At 63.8% G+C, this 21,098-nt stretch carries 12 protein-coding genes; 8 read left to right on the top strand and 4 right to left on the bottom strand.

Translation table 11 applies throughout. The features are described 5' to 3' along the window. Position 1 precedes the first annotated feature (1 nt). Together E5K00_RS13745 and moeB are read right to left on the bottom strand one after the other, a co-directional pair. Positions 2-1,180, bottom strand: coding sequence for a putative sulfate/molybdate transporter (locus E5K00_RS13745; protein ID WP_245328297.1), 1,179 nt, complete (start codon positions 1,178-1,180; stop codon positions 2-4). A gap of 235 nt (positions 1,181-1,415) precedes the next feature. After that, entirely contained in the window at positions 1,416-2,549 is a 1,134-nt protein-coding gene (moeB, locus tag E5K00_RS13740; RefSeq protein ID WP_135463898.1) for a molybdopterin-synthase adenylyltransferase MoeB, read from the bottom strand. Between the two features lie 183 nt (positions 2,550-2,732). Between moeB and fdhD the strand changes: the two genes are divergently transcribed. The 7 genes from fdhD (at position 2,733) to E5K00_RS13705 (ending at position 10,263) form a co-directional block, all read left to right on the top strand. Further along, positions 2,733-3,602: a formate dehydrogenase accessory sulfurtransferase FdhD gene (gene fdhD, locus E5K00_RS13735; RefSeq protein ID WP_135463897.1), complete on the top strand. Its 870-nt coding sequence runs from the start codon at positions 2,733-2,735 to the stop codon at positions 3,600-3,602. 100 nt (positions 3,603-3,702) lie between these two features. Beyond that, complete coding sequence (locus E5K00_RS13730) at positions 3,703-4,026, top strand: DUF7009 family protein (protein WP_135463896.1); 324 nt, start codon at positions 3,703-3,705, stop codon at positions 4,024-4,026. Positions 4,027-4,084: 58 nt separating this feature from the next. Further along, on the top strand, positions 4,085-4,429 hold the full coding sequence (locus E5K00_RS13725; protein WP_135463895.1) for a hypothetical protein: 345 nt from the start codon (positions 4,085-4,087) through the stop codon (positions 4,427-4,429). A gap of 198 nt (positions 4,430-4,627) precedes the next feature. Then, complete coding sequence (locus tag E5K00_RS13720; RefSeq protein WP_135463894.1) at positions 4,628-7,186, top strand: FdhF/YdeP family oxidoreductase; 2,559 nt, start codon at positions 4,628-4,630, stop codon at positions 7,184-7,186. A 229-nt stretch (positions 7,187-7,415) separates the two neighbouring features. Continuing rightward, complete coding sequence (locus E5K00_RS13715) at positions 7,416-8,420, top strand: hypothetical protein (RefSeq protein WP_135463893.1); 1,005 nt, start codon at positions 7,416-7,418, stop codon at positions 8,418-8,420. Between the two features lie 89 nt (positions 8,421-8,509). Continuing rightward, positions 8,510-9,526, top strand: coding sequence for a hypothetical protein (locus E5K00_RS13710; protein WP_135463892.1), 1,017 nt, complete (start codon positions 8,510-8,512; stop codon positions 9,524-9,526). Between the two features lie 143 nt (positions 9,527-9,669). Beyond that, positions 9,670-10,263, top strand: a complete 594-nt coding sequence (locus tag E5K00_RS13705; RefSeq protein WP_135463891.1) for a hypothetical protein — start codon at positions 9,670-9,672, stop codon at positions 10,261-10,263. On the opposite strand, the gene tamL is transcribed toward E5K00_RS13705, so the two are convergent. Together tamL and E5K00_RS13695 are read right to left on the bottom strand one after the other, a co-directional pair. Beyond that, positions 10,260-12,566 (bottom strand): translocation and assembly module lipoprotein TamL, encoded by a 2,307-nt coding sequence (gene tamL / locus E5K00_RS13700; protein WP_167856891.1) that lies wholly within the window; start codon positions 12,564-12,566, stop codon positions 10,260-10,262. The genes E5K00_RS13705 and tamL overlap by 4 nt on opposite strands. 162 nt (positions 12,567-12,728) lie before the next feature. Next, positions 12,729-17,873, bottom strand: a complete 5,145-nt coding sequence (locus E5K00_RS13695) for a translocation/assembly module TamB domain-containing protein (protein WP_135463889.1) — start codon at positions 17,871-17,873, stop codon at positions 12,729-12,731. 380 nt (positions 17,874-18,253) lie between these two features. On the opposite strand from E5K00_RS13695, the gene E5K00_RS13690 reads away from it, so the two are divergent. Next, on the top strand, positions 18,254-20,986 hold the full coding sequence (locus E5K00_RS13690; protein WP_135463888.1) for a 4-alpha-glucanotransferase: 2,733 nt from the start codon (positions 18,254-18,256) through the stop codon (positions 20,984-20,986). Positions 20,987-21,098: the final 112 nt, after the last annotated feature.

The following is a 21,098-nucleotide window of genomic DNA, read 5'->3' as shown; positions in this document are numbered from 1 at the left end:
GCTACCGGCCCAGCCCCACCCAGCCGCGGCGCATGGCGTAGTACGCGGCCGTGCCCACCACCAGGCCCACCAGGTAGCCGTAGGGCAGGCCGCTGCAGAGCACGCCCACCAGCAGGGCCACCGTCAGGTCGGCTTTCGAGGAGGTCAGGTCGCGCAGGAGGGTGGCCAGGGTGAGGGCCTCGAACAGCAGCAGCACGCCCAAAATCGGGAGGGGAAAAATCTGGACGATATCGGCGAAGCCCTGGCTGAAAAACAAACCCAGCACCAGAAACAGCAGGCCGTAGAGCACCACCGAGCCGCCGGTGCGGGCCCCAAAGGCGTAGTGCCCCACCATGCCGCCCGAGCCGTGGCACACCGGGAAGCACCCGAAAAAGGGCGCCACCACGTTCATCAGCCCGTAGGTAAAGCTGATCTGACGCACCGTCACCTGCTTTTCAGGGTAATGGTCGTGAATGACCTGGCGGGTGGCCAGAATGGAGTTGCCGAGCGACAACGGAATCTGGGGCAGGGCCAGCAGCACGGCCCCGGTCAGGATGTCGGCGCGCTGGGGCAGGTGCCAGGTGGGCAAATGCAGACCCAGGGCCTGCTGGGCCGTGGCCAGGTCGAGCTTGAAGACCAGGGCGTAGATGATGCCTAGCAGAATCACCAGCAGGGAAGCCGGCCAGCGGCGGTTGCCCAGCAGCAGCACCGTCACGGTAAACGCGGCGGCGGCCAGGGCGTAGCCGGGCGGGCCGTCGGCGGGCACGTACTCCTTCAGGGCCAGGGTGGAAAGCTGCAGGGCCAGCCCAAACTGAATGCCGCGCACCACGGGCTTGGGAATCAGGCGGGCCAGGGCATCAATCAGGCCCGTGACCGACAAGACCAGCATGCTCAGGCCGATGGCCAGCCCGCCGCCGAAGATGATGCGGCCGGGAATTTTCTGGGCAATAACCAGGGCGGCAAAGGCCTTGAGCGGCTGCACCGGCATGGGCATGCCGTACCACAAGCCCGAAAACATCTGCAAGAGTCCAAACACGATGAGCAGCCCGGCGCTGTCGACGCCCGAGGCGGCAATGACGCCGATGAGCAGCGGCAAGTCGGTACCCAAATCCCCGAAGGCCCCGGCCAGCTCGTTGCGGTCGAAGCGGATGCGGCGCACCGGTGGCGGCTGGGGGCTGATGATGGTTGGCGGCGGGGTCAAAGCTGGGCTCAGGAAGTAAGGCGGTGGGGGAAATAATCAGCCGTCAGGACGAGCATTCTGCGCAGCAAGCCGAGAGAAGACACGACGCGTGCTGACGTTGTTGGAAAAAGACCGTCATGTCGAACATATTGAGACATCTCGCGTGCTGACGTTGCCAGAGTAATCTGATTACCATTGCACGCGAGATGTCTCACGGTGTTCGACATGACGTTCTATTTGGTGGATACAACGTGCTTTAGCGGGACGTTTCAGTATCTTCTTCTTGCTGAACCTCAGCCTGCTCCTGCCAGGCCAGCATCCCGCCGGTCAGGTTTAGCAGGTTGTCGAAGCCGAATTCCTGCTGAAGCAGCCCAATGGCCTGAGCACTGCGTCGGCCGCTGCGGCAGTACACCACGATGGGGTAGTGCCGGGGCAGCCCCTGCCAGTGCTGGGCCAGGGTGCCCAGCGGAATCAGGGCGGCACCGGGCAGGTGGCCAGTTTGGTACTCAGTTAGCTCCCGCACGTCGAGCAGAAACGGTGCCTGCTCGGCGGCCAACTGCTCTTGTAGCTCGGCGGGCGTAATGGCGGCCACGGTTGTTGCGGCCGGCCGGCACAGCTCGGCGTAGTCGGCCGGGTCGGCCGTGTCGAGGTTGAGGGCGGCCCGCTCGGGCTGGCGCGCGAAGCGTAGCGTGCGAGTCTGGAACGACAGGGCATCGAACAGCCAGAGCCGGCCGCTGAGAATGTCGCCCAGGTTCAAAATAACCTTGAGCGTTTCGGTGGCCTGGGCGCAGCCCACCAGGCCGGGCAGCACGCCCAGCACGCCGGTAGCGGCGCAGTTGGGCGCTTCGGCGGCCGAGGGCGGCTGCGGAAACAGGCAGCGGTAGGTGGGTCCGCCCTGGTAGTTGAACACCGACACCTGCCCCTCGAACTTGTAAATGGCCCCCGATACCAGCGGCTTGTTCAGGCTCACGCAGGCATCGTTGAGTAGGTAGCGGGTCGGGAAGTTGTCGGAGCCGTCGACTACCACGTCGTACTGCGCTACCAGCTCGCGCACCGAGGCCACGTCGACGCGGTGGGGTATTACTTCGCAGTGCACCAGTGGGTTGAGGCGCAGCAGGGCGCGGGCGGCGGCTTCGGCCTTGTTCTGACCCAGCTCGGCGGGGCCGAACAGAATCTGGCGCTGTAGGTTGCTCATTTCCACCTGGTCGGCGTCGGCAATGCCCAGGGTGCCCACGCCGGCCGCGGCCAGGTATTGCAGCACCGGGCAGCCTAGTCCGCCCGCCCCCACCACCAGCACGCGGGCGGCCTTGAGCTGTAGCTGCCCGGCCTCCCCGATTTCGGGCAGCTGCAAATGGCGTTGGTAACGGTGGCGTTCGTCGGAAGTAAGCACGCTTTTTTAGATTAAGAATTCTGAATTCGGAATTATGAATTGGGGAGGGTAACCTGCTTCGTAATTCCGTTTGGGTTTAAACTTACTGCTTCTGTCAAAAGTTAACCTTTCCGGGCCCGAACCCGCCGGCCACCCAACGGCCTGCCCACAATTCAGCATTCATAATTCCTAATTCAGAATTTCTTGGAACCCTTCCTCCCCCCGACCAGCTACGATTACCTCACGGTGCACAAGGTGGCCGGTTCGGAAATAACCCCGGCCTCGGATGTGGTTGCCGCCGAAGAGCCCCTGGAAATTCGCCTGGGCTATGGGCCGGCCGGGCAGCGCGAGCACCGCACCCTGGCCATTACCATGCGCACCCCCGGCCACGATATGGAGCTGGCCGCGGGCTTTCTGCTCACCGAAGGCATTATCCGGAGCCGGGCCGAGCTGGCCGGCATCCGCTACTGCCCCGACGTGGCCAAGGAAGAGGAGCGGGAAAACGTGGTGCGCGCCGAGCTGCACGAAAACGTGGAAGTGGCCCTGCCCCGGCTGGAACGCCACTTTTACACCTCCTCCAGCTGCGGGGTATGCGGCAAAACCAGCATCGACGCGGTGCATGCCGCCGCCTGCCCCGTGCTGCCCACCACCGGTCCCTACCTCGACCCGCAGGTGATTCATGCGCTGCCCGCGCGGCAGCGGGCGGCCCAGGCGCTGTTCGAGCAAACCGGCGGCCTGCACGCGGCGGCGCTGTTTTCGCCGGCCGGCGAGCTGCTGCTGCTGCGCGAAGACGTGGGCCGCCACAACGCCCTGGACAAAGTAATCGGGGCCGCGCTGCTGCAAGAGTGGCTGCCCCTGCACGACGCGGTGCTGCTGGTGAGTGGGCGGGCCTCGTTCGAGCTGGTGCAGAAGGCCGCCGTGGCCAGCATTCCGGTGCTGGCCGCCGTGGGCGCCCCCAGCTCCCTGGCCGTCACGGCCGCCCGGGAGTTTGGCATGACGCTGTGCGGCTTCGTGCGCCAGGGCCGCTACAACGTGTACTGCGGCCAGTGGCGGCTACAACCGCCGACGGCCTGAGTTCGGAAAGAAGAAAAGGACATTGCCGACTGATCCGGCAAGCTCTATCTTGCCCGCCGAGGGCGCACCAGTCTGGATTTGCTTCGCTAAAAAATACCCTATGAAGCTTCGTATTGAAGATAACTCGCTCCGTTTGCGCCTGTCGGAGGCCGAGGTGCGGCAGTTTGCCGAAACCGGCCGCGTGGCCGCCACCGTGGCCCTGGGCCCCACTGCCGCCGACCGCCTGACCTACGCCCTGGAGCGGGCCGAGTCGGCAGAGTTTCGCATCAGCCACGGCGCGGGGGCCATTACGGTGAAAGTACCCGCCGCCCTGGCCCGGCACTGGACCAGCTCCGACCAGAACGGCCTCTCGGCCACCCTGCTGGTAGCCCCCGACCAGCCCCTGAAGATTCTGGTGGAAAAAGACCTCGACTGCCGCCACTAGTGCCGCCGGGGCCCATTCCGCAGTATCTTCCTAGCCTTGCGACTCACCTTCGTCCCCTATGAAAAACTACCTGCTGTGCCTCGCGGCGGGGCTGCTGACCGGCTGCCTGGCCACGAAAGTGTCGCCTGATACCCCTGATTCGGTGTTTTTTCTGCCGGATGCGGCGGGGCAGGTTCAGCTTTCGTCGCTGAACTCGGCGCAGCATCTGAAGATTACCGAGCAACGGCAGGTAGCTGACACGCTGCTGCTTAGCTACGAGAAAAGGTTCGTCAGCAAAAGGTCAGAGCCGGCGCCGGGGGCCAATACCGTGCGGCTCACTCCGTCGGTCCGCTTGGTGAAGTGCGCCGACCAGGTGTTCCGGGTGGTACGCCAGGGCACGGCCGTTACGCTGGAGCGGCAGTAGTACCAACGAGGGTCTATATAGCGCTACCGGCAGGTAATCAGGTGGTTTTCGGCAACCCCTGCCCGCGCTTCTGCGTCTGAACCAGGGGTGCTGGGCGGCCCGGCGGCGGGAACGTGGTTCCCGGGTTTGCGTTGGGTGGCCGCCGGAAAAAAACGCCGCGCCCCCTATCCTTTCCCCGTTTTATCTGTTCTTCCTAGCATGGAAAAGTCCCCCGCCGAAGACCCCAGCAAAGCTGGCAAACAAGAAGAGCAAGGCGCCGAAGCCAATGCCCCAAAAAGCGGGGAACGACCCGACCAGGGCAAAGCCCCCGCCCCCGACCATTACCGCCCCGACCCGCAACACCAACGAGACGAAAGCGTGATTCCAGCCCCCGACGTAGCCAACGCCAAGTACAAGCACCCCATTCTGGCCCAGCCGCCCGAGGCCCTGACCGGCCTGCGGCTAGAAGAGCAGCAGAAGGTAGCGGCCGGCGTTACGGCCGTGCTCAAGTCGATGGAGTTCAGCTGGAGCGAAGGCGGCATGGCCCGCGGCACCAAGGGCCTGCTGCACATGAACCAGAAGGACGGCTTCGACTGCTCCAGCTGCGCCTGGCCCGACCCGGACCACCACCGCTCGGTGGCCGAGTTCTGCGAAAACGGCGCCAAGGCCACCGCCTCCGACGCCGACGACAAAGCCGCCGGCCCCGCGTTTTTTGCCCGCTACAGCCTGGCTGAGCTGTCGAAGATGACTGACCGGGACCAGAACAACGCCGGCCGCCTGACCCACCCGCTGGTGAAGCGCCCCGGCGACAACCACTACTCGCCCATCGAGTGGCCTGAGGCGTTTACCATCATTGCCGACAACCTTAACGGCCTCGATTCGCCGAACGAGGCGGTGTTTTACACCTCGGGCAAGGTGCCCAACGAGCCGGCCTTCCTGTTTCAGCTGTTTGCCAAGCTCCTGGGCACCAACAACCTGCCCGACTGCTCCAACATGTGCCACGAAAGCAGCGGCGCGGCCCTGAGCCCGACGCTGGGCCTGGGCAAAGGCTCGGTCACGCTCAACGACATCCACGAGGCCGAGGTCATCCTGATTATCGGGCAGAACCCGGGCACCAACCACCCGCGCATGCTCACGGCCCTGCAAAAGGCCAAGCGCAACGGGGCCAAAATCATCAGCATCAACCCGCTGCTGGAAGCCGGCCTCAACCACTTCAAAAACCCCCAGGACTTCATGAACCCGCTGCGGGCCCTGGGCGCGCTGATGGGCGACGGAACCCAGATTACTGACTTGTTCCTGCAAGTGCGCGTGGATGGCGACATGGGCGTGCTGCGCGGCATCATGAAGCACCTCTTCGAGGCCGAGGACCGGAATCCGGGCCAGGTCGTCGACCGGCCGTTTATCGACAAGTACACCACCGGCTTCGAGTCGTTTGAGCAGAATATCCGCAATACCTCGTGGGAGGACATCGAGGAAGTCAGCGGCATTTCGCGGGCTCAGCTGCTGGAAGCGGCCAACATCCTGGCCACCAAGCAGAAGATTATTACCTGCTGGGCGATGGGCGTTACGCAGCAGCGCCAGGGCGTGCAGACCATCCAGGAAATCGTGAACCTGCACCTGCTGAAGGGCGCCATCGGCAAGCCCGGCGCGGGCACCTGCCCGGTGCGGGGCCACTCCAACGTGCAGGGCGACCGGACGATGGGCGTGTGGGAGCAGCCCACCAAGGAGTTTCAGGATTCGCTGGCCAAGGAATTCAGCTTCCAGCCGCCCTACGAGCACGGCTACGACACGGTGGAGGCCATTAAGGCCATGTACAAGGGCAAAACCAAGGTGTTTTTCAGCTTGGGCGGCAACCTGCTGGCCGCTGGCCCCGACACCGAAATCATTGCCGAGGGCATGCGCAAGCAGAAGCTGACGGTGTTCGTGGGCACCAAGCTCAACCGCGGCCACCTCACCACCGGCGAAACCAGCCTGCTGCTGCCCTGCTTCACCCACCTCGACGTGGACATGCAGAAAAGCGGGCACCAGATGACCAGCTGCGAAAACTCGATGGGCGTGGTCAGCCAGAACAAGGGCGTGCTGGTGCCGCTGGAGGGGCAGATGATGAGCGAGGTAGCCATTCTCTGCGGGGTGGCCATTGCCACGCTGGGCAACAAAATCGACATTGCCGACTGGGTGGCCATGACCGAGAACTACGACGTCATCCGGGACCATATCAGCCGCGTGATTCCGGGCTTCGAGAACTTCAACGAGAAGCTGCGCCGCCCCGGCGGGTTCTACCTGCCCAACGGCCCCCGGGAACGGAAATTCACGACCAAGAACGGCAAGGCCAACTTCACGACCACTGACTTCGAGAAGAACACTCTGGAGCCCGGCCAGCTGGTGCTGATGACCATCCGCAGCCACGACCAGTTCAACACCACCATCTACGAGTACAACGACCGGTACCGCGGCATCCACGGCGAGCGGCGCGTGCTGTTCATGAACCGCCAGGATATGGCCGCGCGGGGCATCGAGGCCAAGGCCCTGATTGACATTACCAGCCACTTCAAGGGCGAAAAGCGCACGGTGGAGAAGTTCGTGGCCGTGCCCTACGACATTCCCCAGGGCAACGTGGCGGCCTACTTCCCCGAGGCCAACCCTCTGGTGCCCGTCGGCTCAGTAGCCAAGGTCAGCAACACACCCACTTCGAAGTACGTGGTGGTGACGGTGGTGCCGACGCTGGCCGTGAACAGCACCCAGGAATACCTCGAAGCCCGGGTGGCGGCCGTTTCGTAGGCAGCTTTGCTGGTGTTTTGTAAAGGCTTCCCGCTGCCGCGGGAAGCCTTTTTTTTGTGGCCTTTGCCCCCGGTAGCTCCTTAAAAATGGGGCTTGATACTGCTAATGCCCAGGTTGGTGTAATAAAGTTCGGGGCCCGGAGCGGCGCTTCTACTTTTCGGTATCCTGCTGCCCAGTGCCGGGCCGCGGGCATTCTTACACTTCAACCTATCTTTTTACCTCTATTGCAATGAAGGTTCCTTCGTACGCGGGCCACAAGCTCGTAACCCTATTGGCCGGACTCAGCCTGCTGGCCAGCTGCTCCAAAGAAACCGGCGTGGTGCCGGCCGACTCCCCGAAAGACGCGCCCACCCAGGCCCAGACTGCCTGGAACGACTTCGTGCAGCGCGTTTCGGAAGGTGTAAACAGCGACCCGCTGGGTCAGTACGTGTCGAAGGCCACCCAGGTAGCCGACGGGGCCACCCGCCCCACCCGCCTCAAGATGAACGCTGAGGAGCGCACCTGGGCCCGTATCCAGAGCATGCTGGCCACCGCACACGGCGGCGAGAATAGCCTCATCGTGCCCGAGGAGCCCGTCTGCGACGATGGCTACTACTGCGGCGGCGGGGGCGGCGGCGGCGTGGTCACCCCAACGGTGACCTCGACCTTCGTCAGCTCCGAGAACCTGTCGTACGACGGCGACCCGACGGACAACCCCAACAACTACATTCTGGACCTGGAGCTGGCCAAGAGCAGCTACTCGTCGGTGGGCGCCCAAACGGGCTACACCAAGCTCAACCTGGACCTCAACAAGGGGGCCGGCGGCAAGTACATCTACCTCTGCTTTTCCCGCAACCGGGTGGAAGACCACGGCTACACGACCTCCTGGGAAGGCAACCTGGGCCGCACGATGGACAAATTCCCGGTGCGCAAGTTTGAAGTGTATGGCGGCGCCGGTATGGGCTGGGTAGCGGGTGCCTGGTGGCCCGACTACACCTTCCTGGACATCATCTGGAACCCAACCAGCGGCTTTATCAACTCTTACAAGCAGATCGACCTGAACGACGGAGCCGGCGGCGACGCTCTCTATGCTTTCCTGTCGAAAAACAGCGGGGAAGGAGCCCCCTTCAAAGAGGTCGGCATCATTGCCGGCAACAGCAGCAGCATTCAGCCCCCGGCCGGCTGGAAGCGCCACAACGCCGACCTGAACAAAGGCGCGGGCGGCGACTATATCTACTTCTGCTATAAGCAATAGCACACTCATTATTTCTTGAGGACGGCCCGGACCACGGTCATTGCACCGGTGGCCGGGCCGAACTTTTTATCCATGTGTAGCCCTGTTTTATGAAAGCCCCTATTTCCGTCCGGCTGACCGCAGCCGCCCTGGCCAGCCTGTCCGTGTTGGCCAGCTGCTCGAAAGAAACCGATGTGGCCCCGGCCAACGACTCCAAGGCCTCGCTGAGCCAGGCCCAAACCGTCTGGAATGCCTTCGTGCAGCGCGTCGCGGAAGGCGTGGGTAAAGATCCGCTGGGCCAGTACGTATCGAAAGCCACCCAGGTAGCCGACGGCCCTACCCGCCCACAGCGTCTCAAGCTCGACGCCGAGCGGCGCACGCTGGCCAACATGCGCGCCGCGCTGGCCGAGGCCAAGGCCCACGGCGACGAAGCGGGCCTGCCCATCGACGACGTAGACCCCATTGAGGAATGTGGCCCCACCAGCCTCGACTGCTACGGCGGCTCGGGCGGGGGTGGCACGCCCGCCGTCACGTCGACCTTCGTTAGCTCGGAAGGCCTTTCCTACGACGGCGACGCGACCAACAACCCCAACAACTACATTCTGGACCTGGAGTTTGCCAAGAGCAGCTACGCGTCGGTCGGGGCGCAGAGCGGCTATACCAAGCTCAATCTGGATTTGAATAAGGGAGCCGGCGGCAAGTACATCTACATGACGTTTTCCCGCAACCGGGTGGAAGACCACGGCTACGAAAACACGCTGGAAGGCAACTGGGGCCGCCGCAAAGACCAGTCGCCCGTTACCAAGCTGGCCGTGTACGGCAACGGCGGCAGCGGCGTAACTATTACCGTGTGGCGCCCCCCGTACACCTACTACGACGTTATCTGGAACCCAACCAACACGTTCATCAACTCCTACAAGCAGATTGACCTGAACGATGGCGCGGGCGGGCAGATGATTGTCGGCTACCTGTCGAAGAACTCCTACGACGGAGGACCAATTCGGGAAGTAGGCGTGCTGGCCGGCAACAGCAGCAGCATTCAGCCCCCGGCCGGTTGGGTCAAGGAGCCCGGCGACGTAAACGCCGGCGCCGGCGGCGACTACATCTACCTCTGCTACAAGCGGTAGTTTTCGGCACGGCGCTTTTTTCAGCCCCAACGTTTTTAGAAGCGTTGGGGCTTTTTGCCGTAACCAGGGCCCGTGTCTGGTGCCCGGCATAGTGCTTCCCCGCGCTTCTCTTCGTAATCTTGCTTGTGCTATTTCCCGCCGCTATGTCTACCGATCCTGAAATCTCCATCTTCACTCACCACTTCGGCCGCCCCGCGCCGGCGGTGCCGCCCGGCGACTTCTTCGCCGATAAGTTCGACAAGAGCCTGTGGCGGATGATGTACGACGAGGTAGGCGCGGGCTGGTACCGGCAGGGGTTTCTGTATTTGTTCGGGGCCGAGCTGCCCCAGCTGAACCTGGCCCTGACGGCCTGGGCCAGCATCCTGACGCCGGAGGTCGAGCGGACCGTCATCGGGCGCAATGCCTACGGGGCCCTGCTGGTGGCCGAAAACACCACCGAGGAAGGCACCGACGCCCCCATCGGCCTGCTCGACCCGTGGCAGGGCACCTACGCCACCTACGAGGGCCTGGATTTCGCCAGCCTGCTCAGCGACTGGCTGCCCGAAGACCGCCTGCCGGGCTTCCTCGACCAAGCTGTTTTCGACAGCTTCCGGGCCAGCGGCGGGCAACTAAACCAGAACGAAGTGCTGGCTATTCAGACGCCGGTATTTCAGGGCGGCGAACTGACGGGCGCCAACTTTCAGCCGGAAGATGTGCTGGCCTTCCATCAGCGCCTGGGTGCCGCGCGGCAGGCTTAGAACGGGTAGCCGATGGCAATGTTCAGGCGGGGCGACGACTTGACGGCCCCCACGATTTCGTTGTTGTTGACATCCTTGATGGCGCCGGTGTCGAAGGGGTAACGCAGCGGGTAGGCCACGTCGAAGCGGATAACGAAGAACTGCACGTCGATGCGGATGCCGGCGCCGGCCCCCACGGCCAGCTGCTTGAGGAAGCTTTTGGCGTCGAACTGGCCGCCGGGGCGCCGGTCGTCGGGGTTGACCAGCCAGATGTTGCCCGCGTCCACGAACAGGGCGCCTTTCACGTAGGGAAACAAATCCTGGCGGTATTCGGCGTTGGCCTCCACGCGCACGTCGCCCACCTGGTCGTAGAACTGCGTGGACGTTTCGCGGGCGGTAGCGGGCCGGTAGGTGCCGGGCCCGATGCCCCGGGCGGCAAAGGCCCGCACGCTGTTGGGGCCCCCGATGCCGTACTGCTTCAGGTAGGGCAGCACCTTGGAGTTGAGGTAGGGAATGCCGGCCCCAATGAGCAGGCGCGTGGCAATCTTGTTGCCGCTGGTGGGGTTGGTGCTGGTGCGGAAGTAGTTGCGCAGCTCCAGATCAACCTTGGTGTACTGCGAAAACTCCTGATTGAAGAACGTGTAGGCCTGGCTGTTGTCGGCCGGGTTGGTGACTTTTTCCCGGCCCGCGAGGTTGCTGACCAGATAAGCCAGGTTGCCCGAGCCTTCGATGCCGCCGCTAAAGTAAATCTGGTTGCGGCGCTGCTCCAGGGCCTGCTGGTTGTAGGTGTAGCGGTAGCTGCTACCCAGAATAAACTGCTGGCGGAAGCTGTTGGCCAGAAACGGCCGGTCGATGAGCAGCTGGTCGAACTCGGGGCTGGTGGTGCCCAGGCGGATGTACTGCAGATCAATCGGGCGCAGCTCCTGCTCGTTGGTGAGCTTGGTTTTCCAGGTGTAGCCGTAGTTGAGGCTCACTACGTCTTCCTGAAAGGCCCCCACCCGCTGCACGTAGCGGTAGCCGGCCCCGAAGCTGGTGCGGGGCTGGAAGTCGGAGTTGCGCAGCCGGATATCGAAGGGCGGCGTGAGCAGGCGCGGCACCAGCAGCTGGGCGTCTACCCCGAGCTCGTAGCTGGTCACGCCGATAGTGTTGGTGTTCGACTGGGTCTGGTTTTCGAAGGTGCCCGTCAGGTTGATCAGCAGCTGCTCGGCGCCGCGCAGGGCCGAGCGGTTGCGGTACTGCACCTGAAAGCCGGGCCCGGTGAAGCCGTTGGACTTGCTGACCAGCAGCACCTCGGCCCGCAACGACTGCTTGGGCACCTGGGTCATGCGCACGAAGGAGTTAAGGAAACCGTAGCCGGCCGAGTCGGCTTTGGCGCGGGCGGGCCGGAAGCGGATGTCCACGAACTTGAACGTGCCCAGGCTCATCAGACGGCTCAGGGTCTGGTCGGAGCGGCGGCGGCGGTACAGGCTGTCGGGGTAGAGAAACGTGGCGTTGGTAATGGCCCGGGCCTTGAACACCTTTTCATCGGGGAAGTACCGGTACTTCTCGTAGATAATCGGCTTCTGGTTCTGGGTAGTGTCCGAGAGGTTGTAGCTCGTGTTCAGCGTCACGTTGTTGAGCACGTAGGGCTTGGCGGCCCGCGGCGGCGTGGTGGCCTTCACCTTCAGGTACACGTTCACCTGGTTGTCCAGGGTGCTGTCGACCTGGAACAGCAGGTAGTCGGGGGTGAAGTAGTAGTAGCCCTGGTTCTTGAGCACCCCGTCGATGCGGACCCGCTCGTTGACGAACGTCTGCAGGTTGTACGGGTCGCCGACTTTGAGCAGGGAAGCCGACTCGGTGGCCCGGATGGCCCGGTCAATCAGCGTGTCGCGCTCCGGGAAGTGGATTTCCTTGATGGTGTAGGGCTTGCCCACCAGGGCCGTGTAGTCGACCTTGGCCGTGGCCCCTTTCACCGCCACCTTGCTGCTGACCGTGGGCTTGAAGTAGCCGTTGTTGTTGAGGCGGTTCACCATCAGGCGCTTCACCTGCTGGGTGTCGACCTCGCTCAGCAGCACGGGCTTTTCGCCGTACTTATCGGCCAGCCAGTGGCCCAGGCCCTTGGTTTTGCCCACGCCCATGTGCCAGAAATACAGCTTGGGCCGCAGCCCCAGAATCGAGGAGTTGGGCTTGGGGGCAATAACGGACGTCAGCTCCGTGGTCAGGGTCGCCTCGTTGGGAATGGTATTGTCCGACTTCACCTTCACCGCCCCGCCCGTGTACAGCTTCGCGCCGTCGGGAATAAACTTGGTGCCCGAGCAGCCACTGGCCAGCAGTCCGGCGGCCACGGCCAGCAGGCGGACCCCACCCCCGGCCCCTCCTCTCCGGGAGAGGGGTGCCAGACGACAGAATCGTTGAACGCACCCCTCTCCTGTGGGGAGGGGCCGGGGGTGGGGTTGCGCTCGGGAGAAGAAAGACAAGGCCATTGAACTCAGTAGAAAAACGAAAAACTAGCGGCTGGTGGTAGGAGCCGCCTGGGCCCGGGCCGAGTCGCGGCGGACGGTAGCCACGGGCGCCTGGGTCGAGTCGGGGGCGGCTTTGCGCTGCCGACGCTGCTGGCGGCGCTCCTGCTTCACTTCCTCCTTCACCACGTCGTCGATGCCCTTGAACAGGTCGGCCAGGTCGCGGTAGTCGCGCTGGAAGATGAGCGAGGCCCCGGTGCGCACAAACTGGCCGTCGATGTCGCCGTAGGCGTTGTTGCGGAAGGCCCGCAGGCGAATCCGGCCGTTGGCCAGCACGTTGTACTCCACGCTCACGTCGCCGGCAAAGCTGCTCACGCCGCCGCTGTTCTGGCCGGTCGAGGCCTGGTTGCCGCCGCCCAGGGGCACGTCGGTACCGAGGCGCACGGTCAGGCGGTTGTTCAGCAGCTGCCGGCGCACGGCCACGTTCAGGTCGGTGCGGGTTTTCTCGGCCCCCGAGGAGTAGTCGGCGTACGAATTGACGCCCAGCTCCACGCCCAGGTTCGAGAGGTAGCTGCCCGTCAGGTTGTTGAGCTGCTGGGTCAGCACTTGGCTGGCTGAGCCCCGCAGCTGGTCGGCCACGATGTTGCCCCCGCTCGACTTGAAGGGGTCCTGCGACATAAAGCGGTTCAAAACAAGCAGAGAGAATACCTGCTTGTTCAGCTCGGTGGCTTCGCTGGGCTGGCGCAGCTGGGCCAGGCGGGTTTCGATGGGGCCGCGCAGCTCACTACGAGCATTTTCCGGCAGCCTGATGTCGAAGCCGATGACGGGCTTGAGCAGCTCGCCGGTCACGTTCAGATACACCTGGAACGGCAGCTGGTTGCGGCCCACGGCCTGCAGGGTTTCGTCGGCCAGGCCCTGGGCAGCCAGCAGCTCGGCCGGAGGCGCCTTCACGTTGTAGATGGCCGACACGTTGAGCTGGGCGTTGTACGGGTCGCCGGTCCAGGAGATAGTGCTGCCGGGGGCAATGGCAAACTCGCGGGAAGCCAGGTCATACAGCGACATGGCGTACTTGCCCTCGGTCACGTCGAGGCGGCCGCTGAGCGTGATGGTGCCGCTCGGGTCGATGGCTGTGCGCAGGGTGCCAGAGGCCCGCACTTGCAGGTTGTCGCCGCTGGCCTGGTCGATGATGATGGTGAAAGGCGTGTTGTCGTTGACCGTCACGGTGGCCGTAATGTCGTAGCCCGAAGCCGTTTTCACGGTGTCCTGGGCAGCCTGCCGGGCCAGGGCCGTATCGACGGGCGCACTCAGGTCCACGAACTGCACGATGCCCTCCCGCTCCACGAAGCCGGCTTCGTCGTTGGGCACCGCTACTTTCAAATCGGAGCCCTCGGCCACCACGGCGCGGGTGCGCACCACCGGCAAAGTCAGGTCGCCCGAAATCCGGGTATCCGAATCCACGACCAGCTTGCCCCAAAACAGGGGGTTATCCTGCCGGGAGCTTTGCACGGCCAGAAACTTGTCGGTCGTCACGTTCAGGTTGAAGCGGTAGTCATCCACGTAGTTGCGGGTAAACACCGTGCCCGAGGCCACCGCCTTGTTGCCCACCGAGTCGAGCACCGTAAAGTTGTCGAACGTGAGGCCCTGGGCCCCGAAGTTCACCGTCTGGCTCGGCACGCGGTAGGGTGCGCCCAGCTGGCTTACCGTGAAGCCCGCGTCGGCCGTCGTCGTAATGGCCCCGCGAATCAGGGGTTGGGCAACGGTGCCCGTCACGTCGAGGTTGCCGGTCAGCCCCCCGGTCGATTCGCGCAGCTGCCCGGCCGAGAACGGCTCGGCGGTTTTGAGGTCGAGGCGGTTAACCGTTACGGCAAACCGGATGGGACTGGGCGGCGTGGCCAGGTAGTAGCCCACGGCCCGCACGTCGGTGCCCTGGGCATTGGTCAGGCGGGCATCCACGTTGTAGCGGTCCGGCGTGGGGTTGGTGGCTTTCAGCGTCACGTCGCCCACCAGCGCCTTGTTATAGGCGAAGCTGGTCAACGCCAGGTCGGCGGTAAAGGCCTGCTTGGGCTGCCCGATGCTGAAGGCCACGGCCTGCCCATTGATGGTGCCGGCCAGCATCGAGTCGGGCATGCCGCCGGCTTTGGCCAGGCCGTTCAGGTCGAAGTTGGTGATGGTGGCCTGCAAGGGATACTGCGCGCCGGGCAGGGTTTGCAGCGCCAGCACCTGGTTGCCCTGGCTGAGGCGCACGTTGCGGGCGAAAATGGCCCCGGTGGCCGTGGTGTAGCGCACCTCGTTGTCGGGGGCCACGCTCCACTGCTGGTTGTCGAGCACCAGGTTGGGCCCGAAGCTGAAGGCGTAGGCGGCGCCCTGGCTGAACACTTGCAGCACCCCGGCCACGTTGAGCAGCTGGGCGCTGTCCGACTCGGCGATGCGCAGGTTGGTGCCGATTTTATTGTTGGCAATGCTGCCGGTCAGGCTGGGATTGGGCAGCCGCAGGGAAGTGTCCTGGCTGGCCTGGCGCAGCCGCAGGACGTAGTCCAGCTTCTGCGGGTCCGACGACACATTGAGCCGCAGGGAATCCAGGCGGTAGGCGTCGTACACAATCAGCGGAATCCGGCTGTTCACGGTCAGGTTGGCGGCGCGGCTGTCGTAGCTACCGGTCAGCTTGAAGGGTGAAATCTGCTTGAGACCGGGCACCAGCTGGGTGGCAATCTTGGGGTTCTTCAGGTTGGCGTCGAAGGTAAACTGCCGGTAGACGCTCGAAGGCGTGTAGCGCACCCCGGGCAAATCGAAATACCGGTCGATGTGGCGCTGCAGCTCCAGGGCCAGGTCGCCGAGGCGGGTGTTGCCGCGCAGGGTAGCGTCCAGCACGTTGGAGGCAAAATCCACCTCGGTGCGGCCCGGCCGCTGCAGAATCCGGCCGCTGAGCGAGTCGAGGGCAAAGGGCTGCTTGTCCTTGATAATGACCACCCGCCGGCCCGAGAACGTGCCGTTGAGCGAGTTCAGATCCGAGCCGCTGATGTTGGCTTGCAAGTCGCCCTGGATGCGCAGGTCGCCGCCGGTGTAGAAGCCCAGGGCCGTGAGGTTGGCCCCGCGCAGGTTCAGGCGGTCCACGGTGTAGGTGGGGTTGCGGGCGTCGCGCAGGTTCACGGTAGCCAGCAAATCCAGGTTGAGGTTGGGGTCCTGGCTGCTGCGGGCGTCCACTTTATAAATCTGCCGGTCGATGTCCACGTTGGCCGTAATGCCGCGGTAATTGTAGCCGTTGTAGCGGGCACTCTGCACGTTGGCGACCAGCTTGCCGCGCATCTGGGCCGGGTCGAGGCCCCGGGCGGTCAGGCGGCCGTTGGCGGTGACTTTGCCGATGGTCGGGTCGCGCAGAAACTTGCCCACGTCGAGGCCCTGGGTGGTAAAGGTGGCGTTGATGGGCTCCTGGCCCTTGGGTCCGGCCCCCATGTCCACCTTGGCCGTGGCATTGCCAAAGCTGGTCGTAGCCCGCAGGTTGGCGTCGAAAATCTGGGCCGTGGGCCGGCCTTTGAACGTGCCAGCCACCGTCATGCGGGCCGGCAGGCGGTACTCGGCCGGAATCGTGCCCTTGGGCAGCAGGCTCTTCAAATCCGCATCCGAGGTCGAAAACTGCTTGATGTTCAAATCGGTATAGAGGCGCCGGTCGGTTTCGGGCAAACCCACAATCCGGCCGCTGGCCTTCACCACCGTGTTGCGGAAGCCCACGAACTCCAGGTTCTGAATCCGCATGTCGCCCACGCGCCCGTTCACCTTGCCGCTAATCAGCACCGACTGGTTGGCGCCGGTAGTAAACGGAGCCGTGCCGGCCAGGTCCGGGGCTAGGTAGAGGATGTCGCGGAAGCCCAGACGCACGTTGCGCAGGTCGCCCTCGATGCCCAGGTTGGGCAGCTGCTTGGTGTCGGCCAGGGCGTCGAGACTCTGGTAGCGCATGGCCAGCGTCTGGCGGATGCGGGTGTGGGGCGTAATCAGGTCCAGGTTGTCGAGGCGGGTCTGCACCGAGTCGAAGATGACGTCGGCCGTGGCGCTGTTTACCTGGAAGCCGCTTTGCTCCTTACCGGCCAGGTTCACGATGCGGCCGGTGGTGCTGTTTTCGGAATACGACAGGTTTTCCGTGTTCAGCACCAGGTCCGTGAACTTGAGGTGGTTGTAGTCCATGCCGGGCACGCGGGTGCGCTGCCGGGGCTGGTTGAAGTTGTCGAAGGCCACGTCCACGCCGCTGATGTCGGACTTCTTCAGCGTCACGACCCAGCTGGTAGCCGCGCCCGTGGCTTTTTCCACCGACTCGTTCAAATCCCGCACCGCCTCGGCCGGGTTCACCACCCGCTGCTCCACCGGCACGTTTTCGTTCTGAGCGTAGGCAAACGAGGTGTTGCGCAGCGTGAGCGTGTTCAGGTCGATGCGCGACTTAATCAGGTCGATGTTGTCGGCCGTGGCCTGGGCTTCGCCGATGCGGGTGCTGATAAACTGGGCCGCCACGTTGTTGCGGTAGGTCAGACTCACATTGTTCAGCGCGGCGCTGTTCAGCCCGAACACGGTGGTCAGGGGCTCGGAAGGCGTGTCCGGCGGCACCTTGCTTTGCACTATTCCGATGCTGGTGTTTTTCAGCGCGGCCGTGTTGACGCGGTAAATCGACTTATCCACGTCCACCTCGTCCATCGTCACGGCCAGGTCGCCCACCTTGGTGCGGATGTCGTTGCCGTCGACCTGGTCCTGGTAGGTCAGGTAAATGTTGGACAAATGCAGGTCGCCGATATTGTACTTGAAGCCGCCGGTCGAGTCCGCCGGGGCGGTAGTCGTGGTGTCGCCGGAGGTGAAGGCGGCCACGATAAAGTCGTAGTTCGACACGCTGTCGGGCTCGGTGCGCTTGATGTGCAGCGTGCCGTCGTTGAGCTCCAACGACTTCACGTTGATCTGGGACTTGGTCAGGGCCCACAAGTCCAGGTTCAGGCCCAAATGGCCCACCGACAGCAGGGTATCCCGCTGCTGGTCTTCCAGATACACGTTGTCGAGGGAAATGGCGTTGCGGAAGTCGGTGCGGAATTTTCCGATGCGCACTTCCGTGCCCAGCTTGTCGCGCAGGTAGCCTTCGGCCCGGCGGGCTACGAAGTCCTGCGTCGCGGGAAATTGCAATGCCACCACTGCCACGATTACCAGCAGCAGCACGAAGACCACGAGCCCCAGGATAGCATACAGGGCGCGGCGGGCGTAGGTCGGTAGAGAGTTGATGGCGCGAAAAGTCTAAAAGGGTCCGCTCGTCCAAACGCAAAAAGCGCCCGGCAGGTTGGCTTTTCCCTTTGCGGCCGACCGTTGCGCACCCCTACCCCGCAGCTTAGAATATAGCTTTCTTTGGATAAATAAAAATCCTAAAAACCCGCCACGTACCACCCCACGCCCTTTGCTTGGTTAACTAACTAATTAATTGAATTTTACCAGCCCGAAAAACCCCGGACCGCAGCGTAATTAACTACGCAACTTATCAATTCCGCCGGGGCAGTGAAAACTTCCCCCCGCACTCTATTATCTTTCGCCTCCAATTCGATTTCCACCCTCCCATGATTCTTCGTTTTACCCTGCCATTCTACACTGCCTGGGGCCAGCGGCTGGTGGTGTGCGGCTCCGAGCCCGCCCTGGGCTCCTGGAACCTGGCTCAGGCGCTAAGTCTTCATTATCATCCGGCCTCGGGCGTCTGGAGCCAGGAAATCAGCTTGCCCGACGACCAGGCCGGCACGGTAGAGTACAAGTACATTCTGCTGGATGAGCGCACCGGCAACCAGGATTGGGAGTGGGGAAACAACCGCGCGGTACGCTACGACGGCCGGCAGTTTAGCCGCATCGTGCTGGAAGACTACTGGCGCCCGGCCGCCCAGCCCGAAAACGAGCTGCACACCGCCGCCTTCACCCAGGCCCTGATGCGCCGCCCGGCCCGGCCCGCCGCCAAAGCCGCCCCGGCCCGCCTCGCCGACTCGGTGGTGCGCTTCCAGCTCGACGCGCCCCGCGTCGACTCCGACCACCAGCTGTGCGTGCTCGGCTCCGACCCGGCCCTGGGCGCCTGGGACGCCCGCAAGGCCGTTATCCTCTCCGACGCCAGCTACCCGACCTGGACCGCCGACGTGGCTCTGGAGCACCCCGAGCGCACCACGCAGTATAAGTATGGCATCTGGGACCCGCGCGACAAGAAAATCCTGCACCTGGAAGCCGGCGACGACCGGGTTATTTCGCCCTCGGCCGACCGCAAAACCCTGCGGGTGCGGGCCGACGAGCATTTCCGCTACCCCACCGGCCACTGGCGCGGGGCGGGCGTGGCCCTGCCCGTGTTTGCCCTGCGCAGCCGCCGCGGCCTGGGCGTGGGCGAGTTTCCGGATCTGAAGCTGCTCATCGACTGGGCCGCCAGCACCGGGCTGAAAATGGTGCAGATTCTGCCCATCAACGACACTACCGCGACGCATACCTGGGTCGATTCGTACCCCTACGCGGCTATTTCGGTGTTTGCCCTGCACCCGCAGTACCTGAATCTGGACGATGTGGCCGAGCTGCGCGAAGCCGCCGACCGCCAGGAGCTGGATAAGCTGCGCGACGAGTTCAACGCCCGCGACTTCGTGGACTACGAGCCGGTGATGAATGCCAAGTGGAAGTTCATCAAGACGTTATACCAGCAGGAGAAAGCCCAATTCCTGGCCGACCCCGCGTTTCACGCGTTCCGCGAGGAGCAGAAAAGCTGGCTGGTGCCCTACGCGGCCTTCTCGGCCCTGCGCGACCGGTTCGGCACGGCCGACTTCTCGCAGTGGCCCGCCGAGTTCCAAACTCCGCAGAACCTGGAGGAGCTGACCAGTGAAGCTCAGCCCGACTTCGACGAGTTTGGCCTGCACTTCTTCACCCAGTTCCACCTCGACAAGCAGCTGCTCGAAGCCGTGGAATACGCCCGCCAGAGCGGCGTGGTGATGAAAGGTGACCTGCCCATCGGCATCTACCGCCACTCGGCCGACGCCTGGACCCAGCCCGAGCTGTATCACATGGACCAGCAGGCCGGCGCCCCGCCGGACGACTTCTCGACCACGGGCCAGAACTGGCGCTTCCCGACCTACAACTGGGAGCGGATGGCCCAGGATGGCTACGCCTGGTGGAAGCAGCGCATGAGCCACCTGGCCCGCTACTTCGACGCGCTGCGCATCGACCATATTCTGGGCTTTTTCCGCATCTGGGAAATGCCTGCCCACTCGGTAGAAGGCCTGCTGGGTCACTTCTCCCCCGCCCTGCCCCTGCACCGCCACGAAATCGAGCAGCGCATCGGCTGGTTCGACCACGGCCGCCTCTGTGAGCCCTACATCCGCTGGCACATCCTGACCGACCTGTTTAAGGAGCAGGCCGAGGCGGTGAAAAACGAGTTTCTGGAGGAAATTGGCCCCGGCGTTTTCCGCCTGAAGGAAGCCTTCCGCACCCAGCGCCAGATTGATGCCGCTTTCGAGCAGAAAATTGCCCAAGACCCGGGCAACGCTGAGCACTACGCCTGGCTGCGGACCAACCTCTACAAGCTGGTCAACGAGGTGCTGTTCGTGCCCGCCGAGCAGCCCGACTTCTACCACCCGCGCATCACGCTGCCCAAAACGTACTCGTTCCGGGAGCTCGACGAGCACACCCGCCACCGCCTCCACGACCTCTACAACGACTTTTTCTACCGTCGGCACGAGGACTTCTGGCGCGACCAGGGCATGGTGAAGCTGCCGGCCGTGCGCTACGCCACCAACATGCTGATCTGCGGCGAAGACCTGGGCATGGTGCCCGAATCGGTGCCGGGCGTGATGAAGGCGCTGGGCATCCTGGGCCTCAACATCCAGCGCATGCCCTCCGACCCCAAAGTCGAGTTTGGCCACCCCGACGCGGCTGCTTACCTATCGGTGGTCAGTCCCGGCTCGCACGATATGAGCACGGTGCGCGGCTGGTGGGAAGAAGACCCGATCCGGACCCAGCGCTTCTTCGAGAATACCCTGGGCCACTGGGGCGAAGGCGCCCCTTACCACTGCGAGCCGTGGGTGGCCCGCGAAATAACGGTGCAGCACCTGCACTCGCCGGCCATGTGGGCGGTGTTTCCGCTCCAGGACCTGCTGGCCATGGATCCGGACCTGCGCCGGACCAATCCGCTCGACGAGCAGATCAACGTGCCCAGCAACCCGACCCACTTCTGGAAGTACCGCCTCCACCTGAACCTGGAGGACCTGGTGCAGGAAGTCGGCTTCAACCACGACGTGCAACGGCTCGTGGTGGCCAGCGGCCGCCAGCAGGTGTACTAAGTATCCCTGACTGGGCTACTGCAAGCTGCTACTTACAAAACGGTTTCATCGTCCTGATGAAACCGTTTTGTATTTATAGCCTTTACCAGCGGCGGGGCTTCCGCTTGCTTAG

The sequence above is a fragment of the Hymenobacter aquaticus genome (assembly GCF_004765605.1).
Lineage (GTDB): Bacteria > Bacteroidota > Bacteroidia > Cytophagales > Hymenobacteraceae > Hymenobacter > Hymenobacter aquaticus.
The sequence above is the reverse complement of the archived record's forward strand: the minus strand, read 5'-3'. Positions and strand labels throughout refer to the sequence as shown.